The sequence below is a fragment of the Domibacillus iocasae genome (assembly GCF_001750285.1).
In the GTDB taxonomy this organism is placed as follows: domain Bacteria; phylum Bacillota; class Bacilli; order Bacillales; family Domibacillaceae; genus Domibacillus; species Domibacillus iocasae.
Genome location: NZ_MAMP01000022.1, coordinates 268380 through 283111, shown reverse-complemented (window position 1 = coordinate 283111; position 14732 = coordinate 268380). Strand labels below are relative to the sequence as shown.

Sequence of the window (14732 nt, the reverse complement as noted above, 5' to 3'; positions counted from 1 at the left end):
ATTAATATTCGTCTTCTTTAAATCCGAAGTCGCGCAGATTGGCTGCTTTGTTGCGCCAATCTTTTTGAACTTTTACCCACAGCTCCAAAAATACTTTTGAACCGAGTAAATGCTCAATATCCTGACGTGAGCGTTTGCCTACTTCTTTTAACAACGCACCTTGTTTTCCAATTACAATCCCTTTTTGCGAGTCACGTTCCACCACAATCGTTGCCATCACATCAATCATGTCTTTCCCGTCACGTTTTGAAATTTTGTCGATCACTACAGCAATCGAATGCGGCACTTCTTCCCGTGTTAAATGCAATACTTTTTCACGTATTAATTCAGAAACGATAAATCGCTCCGGATGATCGGTTACCTGGTCAGCCGGATAGTATTGTGGACCTTCTGGAAGGATTTTTTGAATTTGCTCCAGCAGCCGGTCCACGTTATTTCCTTCAAGAGCTGAAATTGGTACAATTTCAGCAAAATCAAGAAATTCCTTGTATTGCACGATGAGTTCCATCAGCTTATCCGGATGAATGCGATCGATTTTGTTAATAACGAGGAAAATTGGTGTTTTTATATCTTTCAGCTTGTCGATGATAAACTCATCGCCCCCGCCAAACCCTTCTTCCGCATTAATCATGAAAAGGACAAGGTCTACTTCTCTTAGCGTGTTTATAGCCGTTTTCATCATAAAGTCGCCCAGTTTATGTTTCGGTTTATGAATACCTGGCGTATCGATAAAAACCATTTGAGCATCATCGGTCGTCAAGACACCCTGCACTTTATTTCGAGTTGTCTGCGGCTTATCACTCATAATGGCAATTTTTTGCCCGATCACCCGATTTAAAAAAGTCGATTTCCCGACATTTGGCCGGCCAATAATTGAAATAAAGCCTGATTTATATTTTTTATTTTCCATTTAAATCCTCCGGTGAAAAAGCACCTGGCAGAAGTTCTGACACTGTCAGCATCTGCACATCGCCTTGTAAATTTGTCAATATAACGGGCATATCCGGCGGACAGAGCTCAGCTATGACCTGCCGGCAAGCACCGCATGGCGGCACTGGTCTCTTTGTATCAGCCACAACGGCAATAGCTGCAAATTCACTCGCGCCTTCTGACCACGCTTTGAAAATGGCTGTACGTTCGGCACAGTTCACGACGCTGTATGCTGCATTTTCAATATTGCAGCCGCCGAAGATCTTTCCACCTTTCGTTAACAGCGCAGCGCCGACTTTAAAGTTCGAATAAGGAACATACGCTCTTTCACGTGCCTCTTTTGCCGCTTCCATAAGCTTTTGTTGATTCATATCGTCCACCTCGTTAAAATTTCGGGATAAATAAAATGCACCCGATGATAATCGCCGCACAAGCAAAAATAAGGACTGCTCCTGCCGCGAGATCTTTTGCCATCTTGGCGAGCGGCCTGTATTCCTCGGTCACCAGGTCTACCGTTTTTTCAATGGCTGTATTTACCATTTCAAGCGCAATCACACACGCTATTGTTAAAAGAAGTACACACCATTCGATCCGTGTCAGTCCAAAAATAAAACCCGCTGCAGATACAAAAATACCTGCAGCGGCGTGAACACGTATATTTGGTTCAAGCAACGCGAGCTTCAACCCATTTCCAGCAAAACGGAATGAAGAGAAAAGTCTTTTTGCGTTAAATGTTTGATTATCTTTCAAGTCCATACGCATCCAAAATGTCTTTTTGACGACCAAACATTTCTTTTTCATCCTGCTCATTCATATGGTCATAACCAAGCAGGTGCAAAAAGCCATGAACCGTTAAAAAACCGAGTTCCCGTTCAAATGAATGTCCGTACTCTTCTGCCTGTTCTTTTGCCCGATCAATTGAAATAATAATATCGCCTAAAATTCTGGGCGAATCTGCACCGGTAATGGCTACTTCCTCTTCACCCATTTCCTCGAGCGCGAATGAAATGACGTCTGTCGGCGCATCCTTTTCCCGGTAGTCACGGTTTATTTCTTGAATCCGATCGTTTGTCACAAACGTAACAGACACTTCACTGCCATCCGGCACCAATTCTTTCGCTGCCGCCAGCTGAAGCAATTCTTCAGAAAGCTTTTCCGCCCCTTCGTCAAGCTCGTTTGTTTCGTCTAAAAAATCAACGACGAGTGCCATTCCCGCCATCTCCTTTTTCTGCTTTTTCATATGCTGTAATCATTTTTGCTACAAGTGGATGACGGACGACATCGGTTTGATTTAAATGTACAAACGAAATCCCATGTGTATTTTCAAGAATCCGCTCGGCCGAAACGAGTCCTGAAACAGCCCCTTTAGGCAAATCAATTTGTGTCCGGTCACCGGTGATAACCATTTTTGAACCAAAACCGAGACGCGTTAAAAACATTTTCATTTGTGCGTTGGTTGTATTTTGTGCTTCATCTAAAATAACAAAAGCATCATCCAATGTACGGCCGCGCATGTAGGCGAGCGGCGCGATCTCAATAGTTCCGCGTTCGATCATCCGGTCCGTATGCTCCGCACCCAGTACATCGTGGAGTGCATCATATAATGGACGCAAGTAAGGATCTACTTTTTCTTTCAAATCCCCTGGCAAAAAACCAAGGCTTTCGCCTGCTTCAACTGCCGGCCGCGTTAAAATAATACGCTTGACCCGGCTATTTTTTAATGCGCGCACTGCCATTACAACAGCAAGATACGTTTTTCCGGTTCCTGCGGGTCCAATACCGAAAACGAGATCTTTACTTCGAATCGCTTCAATATAATCCCTCTGACCAAGCGTTTTAATCCGGATGGACTTACCTTTGGCATTTTTCGTTATTTCCTCTTCGTATAATTCATCTAAATATTCTATCGTGCCATTTTTAGCCATTTGAACAGCGTTAATGACATCGCGTTCACTTATATTGATTTGCTTGCGAATGACACCTAGCAGCTGCTCCACTACAATCTGCGCTTTTTCAACGCTTTGGACAGAACCAGATATATGAACCGCTTCTCCCCGTGTAACCATTGATACGTGGAACTCTTCTTCCATAATCGTTAAATGACGATCGGAAACGCCGAATAATAAGACGGCTTCATTTTGGTCGCCCAGAGCGACGGCTGCTGACTTCAGTTCTTCCTGCATTCAATCATTCTCCTTAGCTGCCGCGTTAGTTAATTGCAATATTTTCTAGTACTTGGAAGTGTATAATCATCTTTACTTTACCACTTTCAACCCGCTTCTGTAAAACGTTTTCGCCTATTATAACCGCCTTTTTAGGCAGTTCAGCCATTAAAGAAGCTTTTGCTGCCTGAATAGCTCTTTTCTCCTGTTCCGCCTCAGATTCAATCCTTGTGACTGACTTTAATGGATAATAGGTTTCGGTCCGCAAAGAAACCGGCAATCGGTAAGAAAAAAAATGAAAGGAATAGCTGTTTTCTTCTAGCTGAACTGGCTTTGGAAACGGAGAAGCTTTCCAAAAGCTGAATTCTTTTTCTCCAAACGAAAAAAAGATGCTTTTTCTTTTTTCCCCATTTCGTGTTTTCAAGGAGCCGTTTCCAAGGGTGACTGTGGCTTTATACCATGTTTCTGCTGTTACTGTTCCAGCAGCCGGCTGCTTTTTCGTTCCCGTGATCAATCGGTCTCCCGCTTCTACAAAGTCCCCCCGCCTAATTGTTGATATGCCGTATTCTACAAATAAATCATGCACAACACCCGACTTTAAGGCGTTTAAATGACGGCTTCCAGCTAAAGATTTTTCCGCTTTTTTCTCAACAGAAACATCAACGATATAAACGACACCCTTTTTTTCAATTGTAAAACGCACGATCCCAGGAATGTCTTGAACAGCACGCCTGGAAATCTGTTCCGCATCTAAATCATTTAAACGAATCGCTCCTTCACGAATGCCTTCTTTTCGCAAAAATGCCCGCACGTCCTCTTTTAATTCCCTATCTGCTCCTTGTATATCAATTCGAATGATCATCGCAGACAAAAGAATCATGACGATAAAAAAGCAGATACTTGCCAGAAAAAATGGGGCATAATGAACAAGACGTTTTTTTAAAAATGGAAAACCTGTCCGTTCTTCAAATCGAATTGTACCGGAAAAATGCCTTGCTTCCTTCCTAAGATGTCCAACATCCCGGATGGACAGGCAAAATCGAACCTCATTCTGGCGGTTATATTGAAGGTTTTTTAAGGTGACACCGCGTTGATGTAGTCTGCCTGGAAACAATGGGGCTTCTTCTCCTCTAATCAACACGGTTACAGCGCCAGTCAGAAAAAAGTCAGCCACGTTTCTTTTCCTTCATACAAACTGACGTAATGTTCCCTTCAATCACCACTTCAGCAGGCATTAGTTCTATTACTTCTAGTAGCTTGCCTTGTATTTCAAGCGTGGCATCCGACAGTTGAATGCGTACGGATTGATCGGTAAACTGTTCTAATTTCTCGGCATTGTAAACGGCTATCTTGCTCTTGCCGATTATGACAACCCTCGGTATCCGCCCGACAGCGTCTTCCGGCAGACCGGCCATTTTCCCCATCCACTTCATAAAAAACGCCCCTTTCTTTTTCATATATGTATGAAAAAAAAGGGGCACTCATCACTTTTTGCGTTTTGACTTCGGTGGTCCAAGCACTTCTGACAACACAATTCCTTTAATCATGTCTTCGCCCGTCCACGTTTCAATAACAGATATCGGTTCTTTTTTCTTTATTTGGTTGGTTCGGCTGGACCGAACCGGCTTTTCTTCTTTCCTTACTAATTTTGGTGTGGTTGAACGCTTTTGTTCTGTCGAAACCATAACAGTTGACGTTTTTTCTGCCAGCTTTCTCTCCGGTTGTCCGGCCATTTCTTTTATTTTCCGCTCTACTTTTTGTTTGGTCGTTTTAGATGGTTCCTGCTTCTCATTTTTATTAAAAAACATCGAGATCAAACCGGCAATAACGGTAAGTATTAATACTTCTATTGCAATGACCCCCTTACGGCTAAATTAGTCATTTTTATGGTCTTTTTTCTTGTCGCCAAGACCGCTGATCGCATCGCGCATATCCGTATCTGCGGATAAGTTTTGAATGTTCAAGTAATCCATCACACCGATATTTCCGGCACGAAGCGCTTCACCCATTGCAAGCGGCACATCCGCTTCCGCTTCGACAACTTTTGCTCGCATTTCTTCAACGCGCGCTTTCATTTCCTGCTCTTTCGCAACAGCCATCGCACGGCGTTCTTCCGCTTTCGCCTGAGCGATGTTTTTATCCGCTTCCGCTTGTTCGGTCTGCAGCTCGGCGCCGATATTTTTACCGATATCGACGTCCGCAATATCAATGGATAAAATTTCAAAAGCCGTTCCGGAATCAAGGCCTTTATTTAAGACAGTTTGTGAAATCATATCTGGATTTTCAAGTACTTTTTTATGATGTTCGCTGGAACCAATTGTACTAACGATCCCTTCGCCGACACGCGCAACGATTGTTTCTTCACCTGCACCACCGACGAGGCGGTCAATATTGGCTCTTACGGTAATCCGCGCTTTCGCTTTCACTTCAATACCGTTCATCGCCACGCCTGCAATAAATGGTGTTTCAATCACTTTCGGATTTACACTCATTTGTACAGCTTCCAGTACGTCACGGCCTGCAAGGTCAATGGCAGCGGCACGTTCAAATGACAGCTCAATATTTGCACGGTGCGCCGCAATCAAAGCATTGACAACACGGTCAACATTCCCTCCGGCTAAATAATGGCTTTCAAGCTGATTGATCGTTAAACCAAGTCCTGCTTTAGATGCTTTAATAAGCGGGTTCACAATTCGATTTGGTATAACACGGCGAAGACGCATACCAATTAACGTAAAAATACTGATTTTCACTCCAGCCGCGAGTGCTGAAATCCAAAGTGCAACGGGCACAAGTGTTAATAAGATACTTAGTAAAATGATCGCACCAACAATAGCTGCGATTAAAAGAATGGTGTTGCCTGCAAACATAAAGTAATTCCTCCTTTAGGATTCAATCTCTCTTACAACGATACGGACACCTTCCGTTTTCACCACAGCAACTTCTTTTCCAGCTGCAATGAATACGCCTTCTGCGACAGCATCAACCCGTTCTCCGTCAATGACTACCGTTCCAGATGGACGCAACGGTGTTTTTGTCTTTCCCATTTTCCCGATTAATTCTGTCCGTGTAACGTTTGATACATATCCTTGTTCTGTATCCGTCGAATCGCTTAAAATGAATTTTTTGAAAAATTTCATTTCTTTCCCCAACACCTTTACCATTAAAATCAGTGCTGCTGTTGCGATCAAAAAGGCGATCAAGAGGGAAATGGCTGTCCAAAGCAAACTTACCCCGGCAAAAAGTACGCCTGCTGCAAAAAGCAAGAAGCCAATAAAGCCTACGATTCCACCTGGCAAAATAACTTCTGCCAAGATAAAGATAACCCCAGCCACAATGAGCAGCACTGTCAAAATACCGGCATCCCCTGACATGAAGTGACCTGCAGTAAAAATGATCAATGCAAGCGTGCCAGCAGCCCCGGGTATTCCAAAGCCCGGAGTAAATAATTCTAAAATAAACCCTGTTAGCATAACCGATAAAAGAATCATAACAACAATTGGGTTTGTAGCAAAATCGATAAATAGTCCGCTGCCATCAAATGCGATTAGAAATGGAACCCCCGCCAGCAATCCTGCCCATTTTTTCATTTGGATATGTCTCACCGCCTTTCTGCCGGTTCTTTCTCATGTATACGGAATAAACAGGCAAAAAGTTTCATAAAAATAAAATAAAAATGTAAGGCGACTGATTATCGGCGATATCATCTGGAGCTGGATATCATTCCAAAAGATGTACTTTTTAATTGAAAATAAAAAAACTGCCGACCAGGATTGGACGGCAGTTTTTTTAGGAAAGCTTTTGCTGGACAAGCCGGTTAACGAGTGAGCCATCAACTTTGCCTTTTACTTTCGGCATAAGCGCGGCCATCACTTTTCCCATGTCCGCTTTCGCAGAAGCACCCGTTTCAGCGATTGTTTCTTCAACAATGGCTGACACTTCTTCTTCTGAAAGCTGTTCCGGCATATATTCGTTCACGTAAGTCAGTTCAGTCTGAATTTTGGCCACAAGATCCTCACGGCCGGCTTTTTCAAACTCGTGGAGGGAGTCTTTGCGCTGTTTCACTTCGCGAGAAAGGACTGTCAGTTCTTCCTCATCCGTCAGGTCGCGGCCGCCTGCTTTAATGCTTTCATTTTGCAATGCAGCTTTCAGCATGCGGATGACTGTCAGTTTTTCTTTCTCTTTGTTCTTCATCGCTTGCTTCATCTCGTCATTAAGACGTCCGAGAAGACTCATAAAAAAACCTCCTCTTAGAACTTACGTTTACGAGCTGCTTCAGATTTCTTTTTGCGTTTCACGCTTGGTTTTTCATAAAATTCGCGCTTTCTGTACTCCTGCAGGGTGCCAGTTTTAGAAACAGTTTTCTTGAAACGGCGAAGAGCATCCTCAAGCGATTCGTTTTTGCGAACAACAGTTTTTGACATTTCTTTTTCCCTCCCTCCGAACACATTACGATGGAAATTCCATGTACTGAACTATTATAATACATGCACCCAGCACGGTCAAGAAACTTTCTTTACAAAAGATGCACAATTAGTAGCCAGCTTCTCCTTCAACGCCTGTTACAATCGCAATGCCTGAACTCGCCCCAATTCGTGTTGCGCCCGCTTTAACCATTGTTATTGCATCTTGCTGCGTCCGGACACCGCCTGATGCTTTTACACCGACTTTCGGTCCGACCGTCTCGCGCATTAACCGGATGTCGTCTTCGGTCGCGCCGGCTGTCGAAAATCCTGTTGATGTTTTAACATAATCAGCACCGGCTGCTACGGCTAATTCACAAGCTGTTTTCTTTTCCTTATTCGTAAGCAGGCTCGTCTCAATAATAACTTTCACAAGTGCTTTTCCTTGTGCCGAGGCTACAACCGCTTTAATGTCTTTTTCTACTGTTTCAGTGTCACCATCTTTTAATGCACCGACGTTGATGACCATGTCGACTTCTGTCGCACCATGCTCAATAGCTGTTTTTGTTTCAAATGCCTTTACTTCAGTAATTGTTGCACCGAGCGGGAATCCGATAACCGTACAAACTTTCACTTCAGATCCACGAAGCAATTCTGCTGCTTGCTTAACGCGGGCCGGATTGATGCAGACTGAAGCAAATCCGTGCCGTTTGGCTTCTTCACACAATTTTGCCACTTCTTCTTTTGTTGCATCTGCTTTTAAAAGCGTATGATCAATCGTTTTTGCGATATTTCCAAATGTATCGGTAATCATTTGACATGATCCCCTTTCCGTTAGTTGTCCGTACCTCTCCATTTTACCATCATTCAAAGCGGCATGCGAGAAAAGAGACAAAAAAACCGGCAGATCTGCCGGTTTTACACATTTACCGTCTCAAGCACCCGGACGAATTGTCCTTCATTATATGGGTAGCCTGCTTTTGTTATTTTTACTTTGACAATTTTCCCTACCATGTCTTCTTGAGCAGGGAAAACCACTTTTAAATAATTATCAGTATAGCCGCTGTAAAGCCCTTCGCCTCCTTCTTTAAAAGGCTCTTCCGGAATAACTTCAAGCACTTCGTCTTCGAATTGTGCCGCGTATTCTTTAGCAAGCTGGTCTGACAGTGCAATTAATTTGTGGACACGTTCATTTTTGATCTCTTCATCGACCTGATCATCCATCCGGGCTGCCGGCGTTCCTGTCCGCTTAGAATAGGGGAAGACATGCAGCTCAGAAAATTGATGCTCTTTAATAAAATTGTATGTTTCCATAAATTCTTCTTCTGTTTCGCCAGGGAATCCAACAATCACATCAGATGTTACAGCAAGGCCGGGAAGCGCCTTTTTCAAGCGATTTAAACGATCAGCAAAAAAGTCCATCGTATATTTACGGCGCATCCGTTTTAATACTGTATCAGAACCGGATTGAAGCGGGATATGCAAGTGGCGGACGACAATGTTCGACTTGTCGATTACATCGATCACTTCATCAGTGAGCTGACTTGCTTCAATCGAAGAAATACGAATTCGTTTTAGCCCTGGTACTTTTGCTTCGAGATCGCGAAGCAGCATCGCCAAATTATACTCTTTAAAGTCAGATCCATAGCCGCCTGTATGAATACCTGTCAAGACAATTTCCTGATAGCCGGACTGAACAAGCTGGTTCGCCTGGCGGATCACTTCTTCTGGATCACGGGACCGCATTAAGCCGCGCGCCCAAGGAATGATGCAAAATGTACAGAAATTATTACAGCCTTCCTGAATTTTCAGCGAAGCCCGCGTCCGGTCCGTAAAGGCCGGAACATCTAATTCTTCATAGACACGGTTTTTCATAATATTGCCGACCGCATTAATTGGCTGGCGCTCCTGTTTAAACTGCTCAATATACTCAAGCATTTTGACGCGATCCTGGGTACCGACGACAACATCCACACCTGGAATCGCCATAATTTCAGCAGGGGACGTCTGCGCATAACAGCCTGTTACACAAATGACGGCATCTGGATTTTTGCGCACGGCGCGGCGAATCACCTGCCGGCTTTTTTTATCTCCTGTATTTGTCACCGTACACGTATTAATGACATATACATCCGATGTTTTTTCAAAATCCGTCCGCTCGTAGCCATTTTGTTCGAACAGCTGCCAGATTGCTTCTGTCTCATAATGGTTTACTTTGCAGCCTAACGTATGAAATGCCACTGTTGGCATGTAAATCACCTCTTCAATTCTAAGTAAAAAGAAACTGCTGACAGCACATACAAAGGTGCTGTTTCCGCCCGCAAAATTCTCGGACCAAGCGCGCATGGAATAAAGCCGGCTCCCCGCAGCTGAGCGGCTTCTTTTTCCGAAAATCCACCTTCGGGTCCGGTAACAGCAAGCATTCGTCCACCGGATGCTAAGCCGCTGACTGCTTCATAAAAAGCAGGCATTTCCCCGGATTTAGCCGTTTCTTCATAAGCAAACAGTTTTACATCAAACATGTTTCCATGCTCGATAATTTGTGTAACGGACATCGGCTCTGCCACAGCCGGAATCCGATTTCGATGAGACTGTTCCGCTGCTTCTTTAGCAATCTTTTGCCACCGTTCTATTTTTTTGGCTCCTTTTTTAAGGTCCCATTTTACAATCGAACGTTCGGCTTCAAATGGAACAAACCCGGCAGCGCCGAGTTCTGTTCCTTTTTGTATAATATAATCGAATTTATCGCCTTTCACAAGACCACACGCCAGGACAACTTCTACCGGCAATTCAGATGACTGAGCGAGCCATTCTTCTACTTTCGCACTAACAGATGTATCCGTTACGCTGGACAATACAACTACAGCCGCCCTTCCATCTGGAAAAACAGCATAGACATGATCGCCTTCTTTCATACGCATAACACGTCGGATATGATGGATATCTTCTTTTGAAAATATGATATTTTGTTCATCCTGCTCGTTTGTTAAAAAATATCGCTGCATCTTTGCACCTCGATTATTCCGCTTTTTTGCCGACGATGCATACCCAATCTTCCATGACAACCGTTTCAGCGATAAATAAGCCAGCGTCTGTCATCGCTTTGCGAACATCGTCTTTTTTCTGGCCGATGATCCCTGATGCGATGAAAAACCCGCCCGGCCGCAGAATCGAGGTAACGTCACCTGTAAAAGAAATGATTACTTCCGCTAAAATGTTCGATACAACCACGTCAGGCTGATCATCAATTCCATCAATCAAATTGTTTTTGGAAACAGAGACAATGTTTTCGGCATGATTTAACGCAACGTTTTGACGAGCTGCCGACACCGCTACTTCATCCAAATCAAGCGCTGTAACACGGGAAGCGCCAAGCAGTGCGGCGCCAATGGCTAACACACCAGAGCCGGTGCCAACATCGACAACGTGTTGATTTGGCTTTACAAACCGTTCAAGTGCCTGCAAGCACATAACCGTTGTCGGATGAGTGCCCGTCCCAAACGCCATGCCCGGGTCTAGTTCAATGATTAGTTCATCTGTTGAAAAAGGTTCATAATCCTCCCATGTGGGAACAATCGTGAATTTTTCAGAAATTTTGACCGGGTTATAATATTGTTTCCACGCGGTCGCCCAGTCTTCTTCATGAACTTCACTAACCGAAACCTTTAATTGACCGATATCAATTTGATAAACAGACAAATTTTTCACAGCCGCTGTGATATCGTCAACCGTTTCCTGCAAAAAGCTGTTTACCGGCAAATACGCTTTGACGGCCACACCTTCCTCCGGGTAATCATTTGGATTCAACTCGTACAATTCGCCAAAAAGGCCGCCTTCTCGTTTTTTGTCCAGTTCAGCACGGTCTTCAATGACAACGCCGCTTGCACCAGCTTCATGTAAAATATTCGAAATTGGCTCGACTGCATCGTTTACGGTTTCAATGCAAATTTCTGACCACTTCATTTGTGCCAGCTCCTATCATGCCGTTTAATCACGCTTGAGCGCGCGTTTTACTTTATCGAAAAAACCATCTTCTTCGCTTGGCTGTTCACCGCTTACTTCTGCAAACTCGCGAAGAAGCTGCTTTTGCTTTTCGTTTAAATTAACCGGTGTAATCACTTTAACGTGAACGTGCTGGTCGCCAGTTCCGAAACCTCTGACATTTGCAACGCCCTTGCCGCGTAGACGGAATCTCGTTCCGCTTTGTGTACCTGCTGGAACTTTCAGCTTCACTTTGCCGTGAACGGTCGGCACTTCAATTTCATCACCGAGTGTTGCTTGAACAAATGTAATTGGCATTTCGCAATAGATATCATCGCCATCCCGTTCAAACAATTCATGTTCCCGCACACGGAAAACAATGTACAAATCACCCGCCGGCCCGCCATTTACGCCGGCTTCACCTTGTCCGGACAAACGAATCTGCTGGCCTTCATCAATGCCCGCTGGTACTTTCACATTAATTGTCTTGTTTTTCGTCACACGGCCATCACCGCCACATGTCGAACATTTTTCTTTAATGATTTTACCTGTACCACTGCAATGATGGCATGTGCGGCGTGTCGCCACACGGCCAAATGGTGTGTTTTGCTCTACGTTTACTTGGCCTGCACCGCCACAGTGCGAGCACGTTTCAGGAGATGTCCCTGGCTTTGCACCGCTGCCATGGCATGTGCCGCATTCTTCTTCTTTTGGAATCGTAATATCTTTTTCTACGCCGAATACGGCTTCTTCAAAAGACAATACCATTGTATACTGAAGATCGTCTCCTTGACGGGGCGCATTCGGATCACGTCTGCGCCCGCCACCGCCGCCACCGAAAAATGTGCTGAAAATGTCGTCGAATCCGCCGCCAAAACCAGAGAATCCACCGCCGCCAAAACCGCCCTGCTGAGGACCTGCATGGCCAAATTGATCATATTGTGCTTTTTTCGAATCATCGCTCAACACTTCGTATGCTTCAGAAATTTCTTTGAATTTTTCATCTGCACCGGGCTCTTTATTAATATCTGGATGATATTTTTTTGACAGTTTCCGGTACGCTTTTTTAATTTCGTCTTTAGACGCACTTTTCTGAACGCCTAACACATCATAATAATCCCGTTTACTCACCATTTTCACTCCCGTTTTTCCCGCATTAACAGGCAGTAAGACTCCCGCCTCAAAATTCTGAGGAAGCCAACGAAGATCGGCTGGGGGATCAAACTGCCTGTAAAAGCCCGATTTGTTCATCTAACCATCAGTAGGTGATACAGCCCCTCTTGTGGAAGATTCACTTCATTCACATAACCGCTATTTTAACATACATCGGCCTTTTGATGGTAAATTGTTTCACGAAAAAAGCCAAAGCCGGAAAACCGCTGACTTTGACTTTTTCGTGTAGCTCGTGCTTAGTTTTTATCTTTTGAATCGTCGACTTCTTCAAATTCCGCATCAACCACACCATCATCTTTTGGTGCGCCTTCTGCTCCTTGCTGTTCCTGGGCAGCTTTTGCTGCTTCTTCATACAGCTTCATAGATAAAGCTTGCACGATTTCGTTCAATGCATCCCGTTTTGAACGGATGTCCTCAAGATCGCCTTTTTCAATCGCTTCTTTCAAGGCATCTTTCGCTTCTGTCGCTTTTTGAAGTTCTGCTTCATCAGCTTTGCCTTCAAGTTCTTTCACTGTTTTTTCTGTTGTGAATACAAGCTGGTCCGCTTCGTTGCGAAGCTCTACCTCTTCTTTGCGCTGCTTGTCAGCATCCGCATTTTCCTCAGCTTCTTTTACCATGCGTTCGATTTCTTCATCAGAAAGACCAGATGAAGATTGAATTGTAATCGCCTGCTCTTTTTGTGTACCAAGGTCTTTTGCTTTTACATTTACGATACCATTTTTATCAATATCAAATGTTACTTCAATTTGCGGTACTCCGCGCGGTGCTGGCGGAATATCTGTAAGCTGGAAACGGCCAAGTGTTTTGTTATCTGCTGACATTGGTCGTTCCCCTTGAAGCACATGAATATCAACAGCAGGCTGATTATCTGCAGCTGTTGAGAATACTTGCGACTTCGAAGTTGGAATCGTTGTGTTACGGTCAATCAGCTTTGTGAACACGCCGCCCATTGTTTCAATTCCAAGTGAAAGTGGTGTAACATCAAGAAGAACAACGTCTTTCACATCGCCTGTCAATACGCCGCCTTGAATCGCTGCTCCCATCGCAACGACCTCATCCGGATTCACGCCTTTGTGCGGTTCTTGGCCTGTTTGCTTTTTAATTGCTTCTTGTACAGCTGGAATCCGCGTAGAACCCCCAACAAGAATTACTTTATCAATTTCTGCATTTGATTTACCCGCATCTTGAAGTGCTTGGCGGACAGGACCCATTGTGCGTTCAACAAGGTTTGATGACAACTCATCAAACTTTGCGCGTGACAATGTTGTTTCAAGATGAAGCGGCCCTGCATCTCCTGCTGTAATAAATGGAAGTGAAATTTGCGTTGATGTCACACCAGACAAGTCTTTTTTCGCTTTTTCTGCTGCATCTTTCAAACGCTGCATAGCCATTTTGTCTTTTGACAAGTCGATGCCGTTGTCCTTTTTGAATTCATTGACAAGATAATCGATGATCACTTCATCAAAATCATCCCCGCCCAGACGGTTATCACCGGCAGTTGAAAGTACTTCAAAGACACCATCGCCAAGTTCAAGAATAGACACGTCAAATGTACCGCCACCAAGGTCGTACACGAGAATCGTTTGGTCCTGGTCTGTTTTATCCATGCCGTATGCAAGCGCTGCTGCCGTCGGCTCATTAATGATACGCTCTACTTCAAGACCGGCAATTTTACCAGCATCTTTTGTAGCCTGACGTTCTGCATCGTTAAAGTAAGCCGGTACAGTAATAACCGCTTTATCGACTTTTTCGCCGAGGTAATCTTCCGCATATGCTTTTAAATGCTGCAAAATCATCGCTGAAATCTCTTGCGGTGAATACTCTTTTCCATCGATTGTTTCTTTATGGTTTGTTCCCATATGACGCTTAATCGAAATAATGGTATTCGGATTTGTGATCGCCTGGCGTTTTGCCACTTCCCCTACCTGGCGCTCTTCATTTTTAAATGCGACAACAGACGGCGTTGTACGATTGCCTTCCGGATTTGGAATGACTTTCGCTTCTCCACCTTCAAGTACTGCTACGCAAGAGTTTGTTGTTCCAAGGTCGATACCGATAATTTTACTCATCTTTAAAGTTCCCT

General features: G+C 44.2%; 18 protein-coding genes. All 18 read right to left on the bottom strand.

The window, feature by feature from the left end; genetic code table 11:
• Position 1: 1 nt before the first annotated feature.
• A complete protein-coding gene (gene era, locus BA724_RS12190; protein WP_069938936.1) occupies positions 2–910 on the bottom strand; it encodes a GTPase Era in 909 nt (302 codons plus the stop codon).
• Positions 900–1301: a cytidine deaminase gene (locus BA724_RS12185; RefSeq protein ID WP_069938935.1), complete on the bottom strand. Its 402-nt coding sequence runs from the start codon at positions 1299–1301 to the stop codon at positions 900–902. Before BA724_RS12185 ends, era begins: the two co-directional genes overlap by 11 nt.
• Before the next feature lie 13 nt (positions 1302–1314).
• The gene (locus BA724_RS12180) at positions 1315–1686 is read right to left on the bottom strand and encodes a diacylglycerol kinase family protein (RefSeq protein ID WP_245676211.1); all 372 of its coding nucleotides are present in this window, start codon (positions 1684–1686) and stop codon (positions 1315–1317) included.
• Positions 1670–2140: an rRNA maturation RNase YbeY gene (gene ybeY / locus BA724_RS12175; RefSeq protein ID WP_069938933.1), complete on the bottom strand. Its 471-nt coding sequence runs from the start codon at positions 2138–2140 to the stop codon at positions 1670–1672. The genes BA724_RS12180 and ybeY overlap by 17 nt, the downstream gene beginning before the upstream one ends.
• Positions 2124–3113: a PhoH family protein gene (locus BA724_RS12170; RefSeq protein WP_069938932.1), complete on the bottom strand. Its 990-nt coding sequence runs from the start codon at positions 3111–3113 to the stop codon at positions 2124–2126. The genes ybeY and BA724_RS12170 overlap by 17 nt, the downstream gene beginning before the upstream one ends.
• A 25-nt stretch (positions 3114–3138) precedes the next feature.
• Entirely contained in the window at positions 3139–4266 is a 1128-nt protein-coding gene (locus tag BA724_RS12165; protein WP_069938931.1) for a sporulation protein YqfD, read from the bottom strand.
• The gene (locus BA724_RS12160) at positions 4259–4525 is read right to left on the bottom strand and encodes a YabP/YqfC family sporulation protein (protein WP_069938930.1); all 267 of its coding nucleotides are present in this window, start codon (positions 4523–4525) and stop codon (positions 4259–4261) included. Before BA724_RS12160 ends, BA724_RS12165 begins: the two co-directional genes overlap by 8 nt.
• 51 nt (positions 4526–4576) lie before the next feature.
• On the bottom strand, positions 4577–4900 hold the full coding sequence (locus BA724_RS12155; protein ID WP_069938929.1) for a hypothetical protein: 324 nt from the start codon (positions 4898–4900) through the stop codon (positions 4577–4579).
• A 66-nt stretch (positions 4901–4966) separates the two neighbouring features.
• Positions 4967–5962, bottom strand: coding sequence for a flotillin-like protein FloA (gene floA / locus BA724_RS12150; protein ID WP_069938928.1), 996 nt, complete (start codon positions 5960–5962; stop codon positions 4967–4969).
• A 15-nt stretch (positions 5963–5977) separates the two neighbouring features.
• Complete coding sequence (locus tag BA724_RS12145; RefSeq protein ID WP_069938927.1) at positions 5978–6682, bottom strand: NfeD family protein; 705 nt, start codon at positions 6680–6682, stop codon at positions 5978–5980.
• Positions 6683–6881: 199 nt separating this feature from the next.
• Complete coding sequence (locus BA724_RS12140; RefSeq protein ID WP_069938926.1) at positions 6882–7328, bottom strand: GatB/YqeY domain-containing protein; 447 nt, start codon at positions 7326–7328, stop codon at positions 6882–6884.
• Positions 7329–7342: 14 nt separating this feature from the next.
• Positions 7343–7516, bottom strand: a complete 174-nt coding sequence (gene rpsU, locus BA724_RS12135; protein WP_018393973.1) for a 30S ribosomal protein S21 — start codon at positions 7514–7516, stop codon at positions 7343–7345.
• 109 nt (positions 7517–7625) lie between these two features.
• Positions 7626–8309 (bottom strand): deoxyribose-phosphate aldolase, encoded by a 684-nt coding sequence (gene deoC, locus BA724_RS12130; protein WP_069938925.1) that lies wholly within the window; start codon positions 8307–8309, stop codon positions 7626–7628.
• A 104-nt stretch (positions 8310–8413) separates the two neighbouring features.
• Positions 8414–9745, bottom strand: coding sequence for a tRNA (N(6)-L-threonylcarbamoyladenosine(37)-C(2))-methylthiotransferase MtaB (gene mtaB, locus BA724_RS12125; protein WP_069938924.1), 1332 nt, complete (start codon positions 9743–9745; stop codon positions 8414–8416).
• A gap of 5 nt (positions 9746–9750) precedes the next feature.
• The gene (locus BA724_RS12120; protein ID WP_069938923.1) at positions 9751–10500 is read right to left on the bottom strand and encodes a 16S rRNA (uracil(1498)-N(3))-methyltransferase; all 750 of its coding nucleotides are present in this window, start codon (positions 10498–10500) and stop codon (positions 9751–9753) included.
• A 13-nt stretch (positions 10501–10513) separates the two neighbouring features.
• A complete protein-coding gene (gene prmA, locus BA724_RS12115) occupies positions 10514–11458 on the bottom strand; it encodes a 50S ribosomal protein L11 methyltransferase (RefSeq protein WP_069938922.1) in 945 nt (314 codons plus the stop codon).
• Between the two features lie 24 nt (positions 11459–11482).
• Positions 11483–12607, bottom strand: coding sequence for a molecular chaperone DnaJ (dnaJ, locus tag BA724_RS12110; RefSeq protein WP_069939243.1), 1125 nt, complete (start codon positions 12605–12607; stop codon positions 11483–11485).
• 278 nt (positions 12608–12885) lie between these two features.
• Complete coding sequence (gene dnaK, locus BA724_RS12105; RefSeq protein ID WP_069938921.1) at positions 12886–14718, bottom strand: molecular chaperone DnaK; 1833 nt, start codon at positions 14716–14718, stop codon at positions 12886–12888.
• Positions 14719–14732 lie beyond the last annotated feature (14 nt).

Bases quoted from the DNA above. Each gene is read 5' to 3' on its own strand.
- era (WP_069938936.1), bottom strand. From the start codon at position 910: ATGGAAAATAAAAAATATAAATCAGGCTTTATTTCAATTATTGGCCGG.
- BA724_RS12185 (WP_069938935.1), bottom strand. From the start codon at position 1,301: ATGAATCAACAAAAGCTTATGGAAGCGGCAAAAGAGGCACGTGAAAGA.
- BA724_RS12180 (WP_245676211.1), bottom strand. From the start codon at position 1,686: ATGGACTTGAAAGATAATCAAACATTTAACGCAAAAAGACTTTTCTCT.
- ybeY (WP_069938933.1), bottom strand. From the start codon at position 2,140: ATGGCACTCGTCGTTGATTTTTTAGACGAAACAAACGAGCTTGACGAA.
- BA724_RS12170 (WP_069938932.1), bottom strand. From the start codon at position 3,113: ATGCAGGAAGAACTGAAGTCAGCAGCCGTCGCTCTGGGCGACCAAAAT.
- BA724_RS12160 (WP_069938930.1), bottom strand. From the start codon at position 4,525: ATGAAGTGGATGGGGAAAATGGCCGGTCTGCCGGAAGACGCTGTCGGG.
- BA724_RS12155 (WP_069938929.1), bottom strand. From the start codon at position 4,900: ATGTTTTTTAATAAAAATGAGAAGCAGGAACCATCTAAAACGACCAAA.
- floA (WP_069938928.1), bottom strand. From the start codon at position 5,962: ATGTTTGCAGGCAACACCATTCTTTTAATCGCAGCTATTGTTGGTGCG.
- BA724_RS12145 (WP_069938927.1), bottom strand. From the start codon at position 6,682: ATGAAAAAATGGGCAGGATTGCTGGCGGGGGTTCCATTTCTAATCGCA.
- BA724_RS12140 (WP_069938926.1), bottom strand. From the start codon at position 7,328: ATGAGTCTTCTCGGACGTCTTAATGACGAGATGAAGCAAGCGATGAAG.
- rpsU (WP_018393973.1), bottom strand. From the start codon at position 7,516: ATGTCAAAAACTGTTGTTCGCAAAAACGAATCGCTTGAGGATGCTCTT.
- deoC (WP_069938925.1), bottom strand. From the start codon at position 8,309: ATGATTACCGATACATTTGGAAATATCGCAAAAACGATTGATCATACG.
- mtaB (WP_069938924.1), bottom strand. From the start codon at position 9,745: ATGCCAACAGTGGCATTTCATACGTTAGGCTGCAAAGTAAACCATTAT.
- BA724_RS12120 (WP_069938923.1), bottom strand. From the start codon at position 10,500: ATGCAGCGATATTTTTTAACAAACGAGCAGGATGAACAAAATATCATA.
- prmA (WP_069938922.1), bottom strand. From the start codon at position 11,458: ATGAAGTGGTCAGAAATTTGCATTGAAACCGTAAACGATGCAGTCGAG.
- dnaK (WP_069938921.1), bottom strand. From the start codon at position 14,718: ATGAGTAAAATTATCGGTATCGACCTTGGAACAACAAACTCTTGCGTA.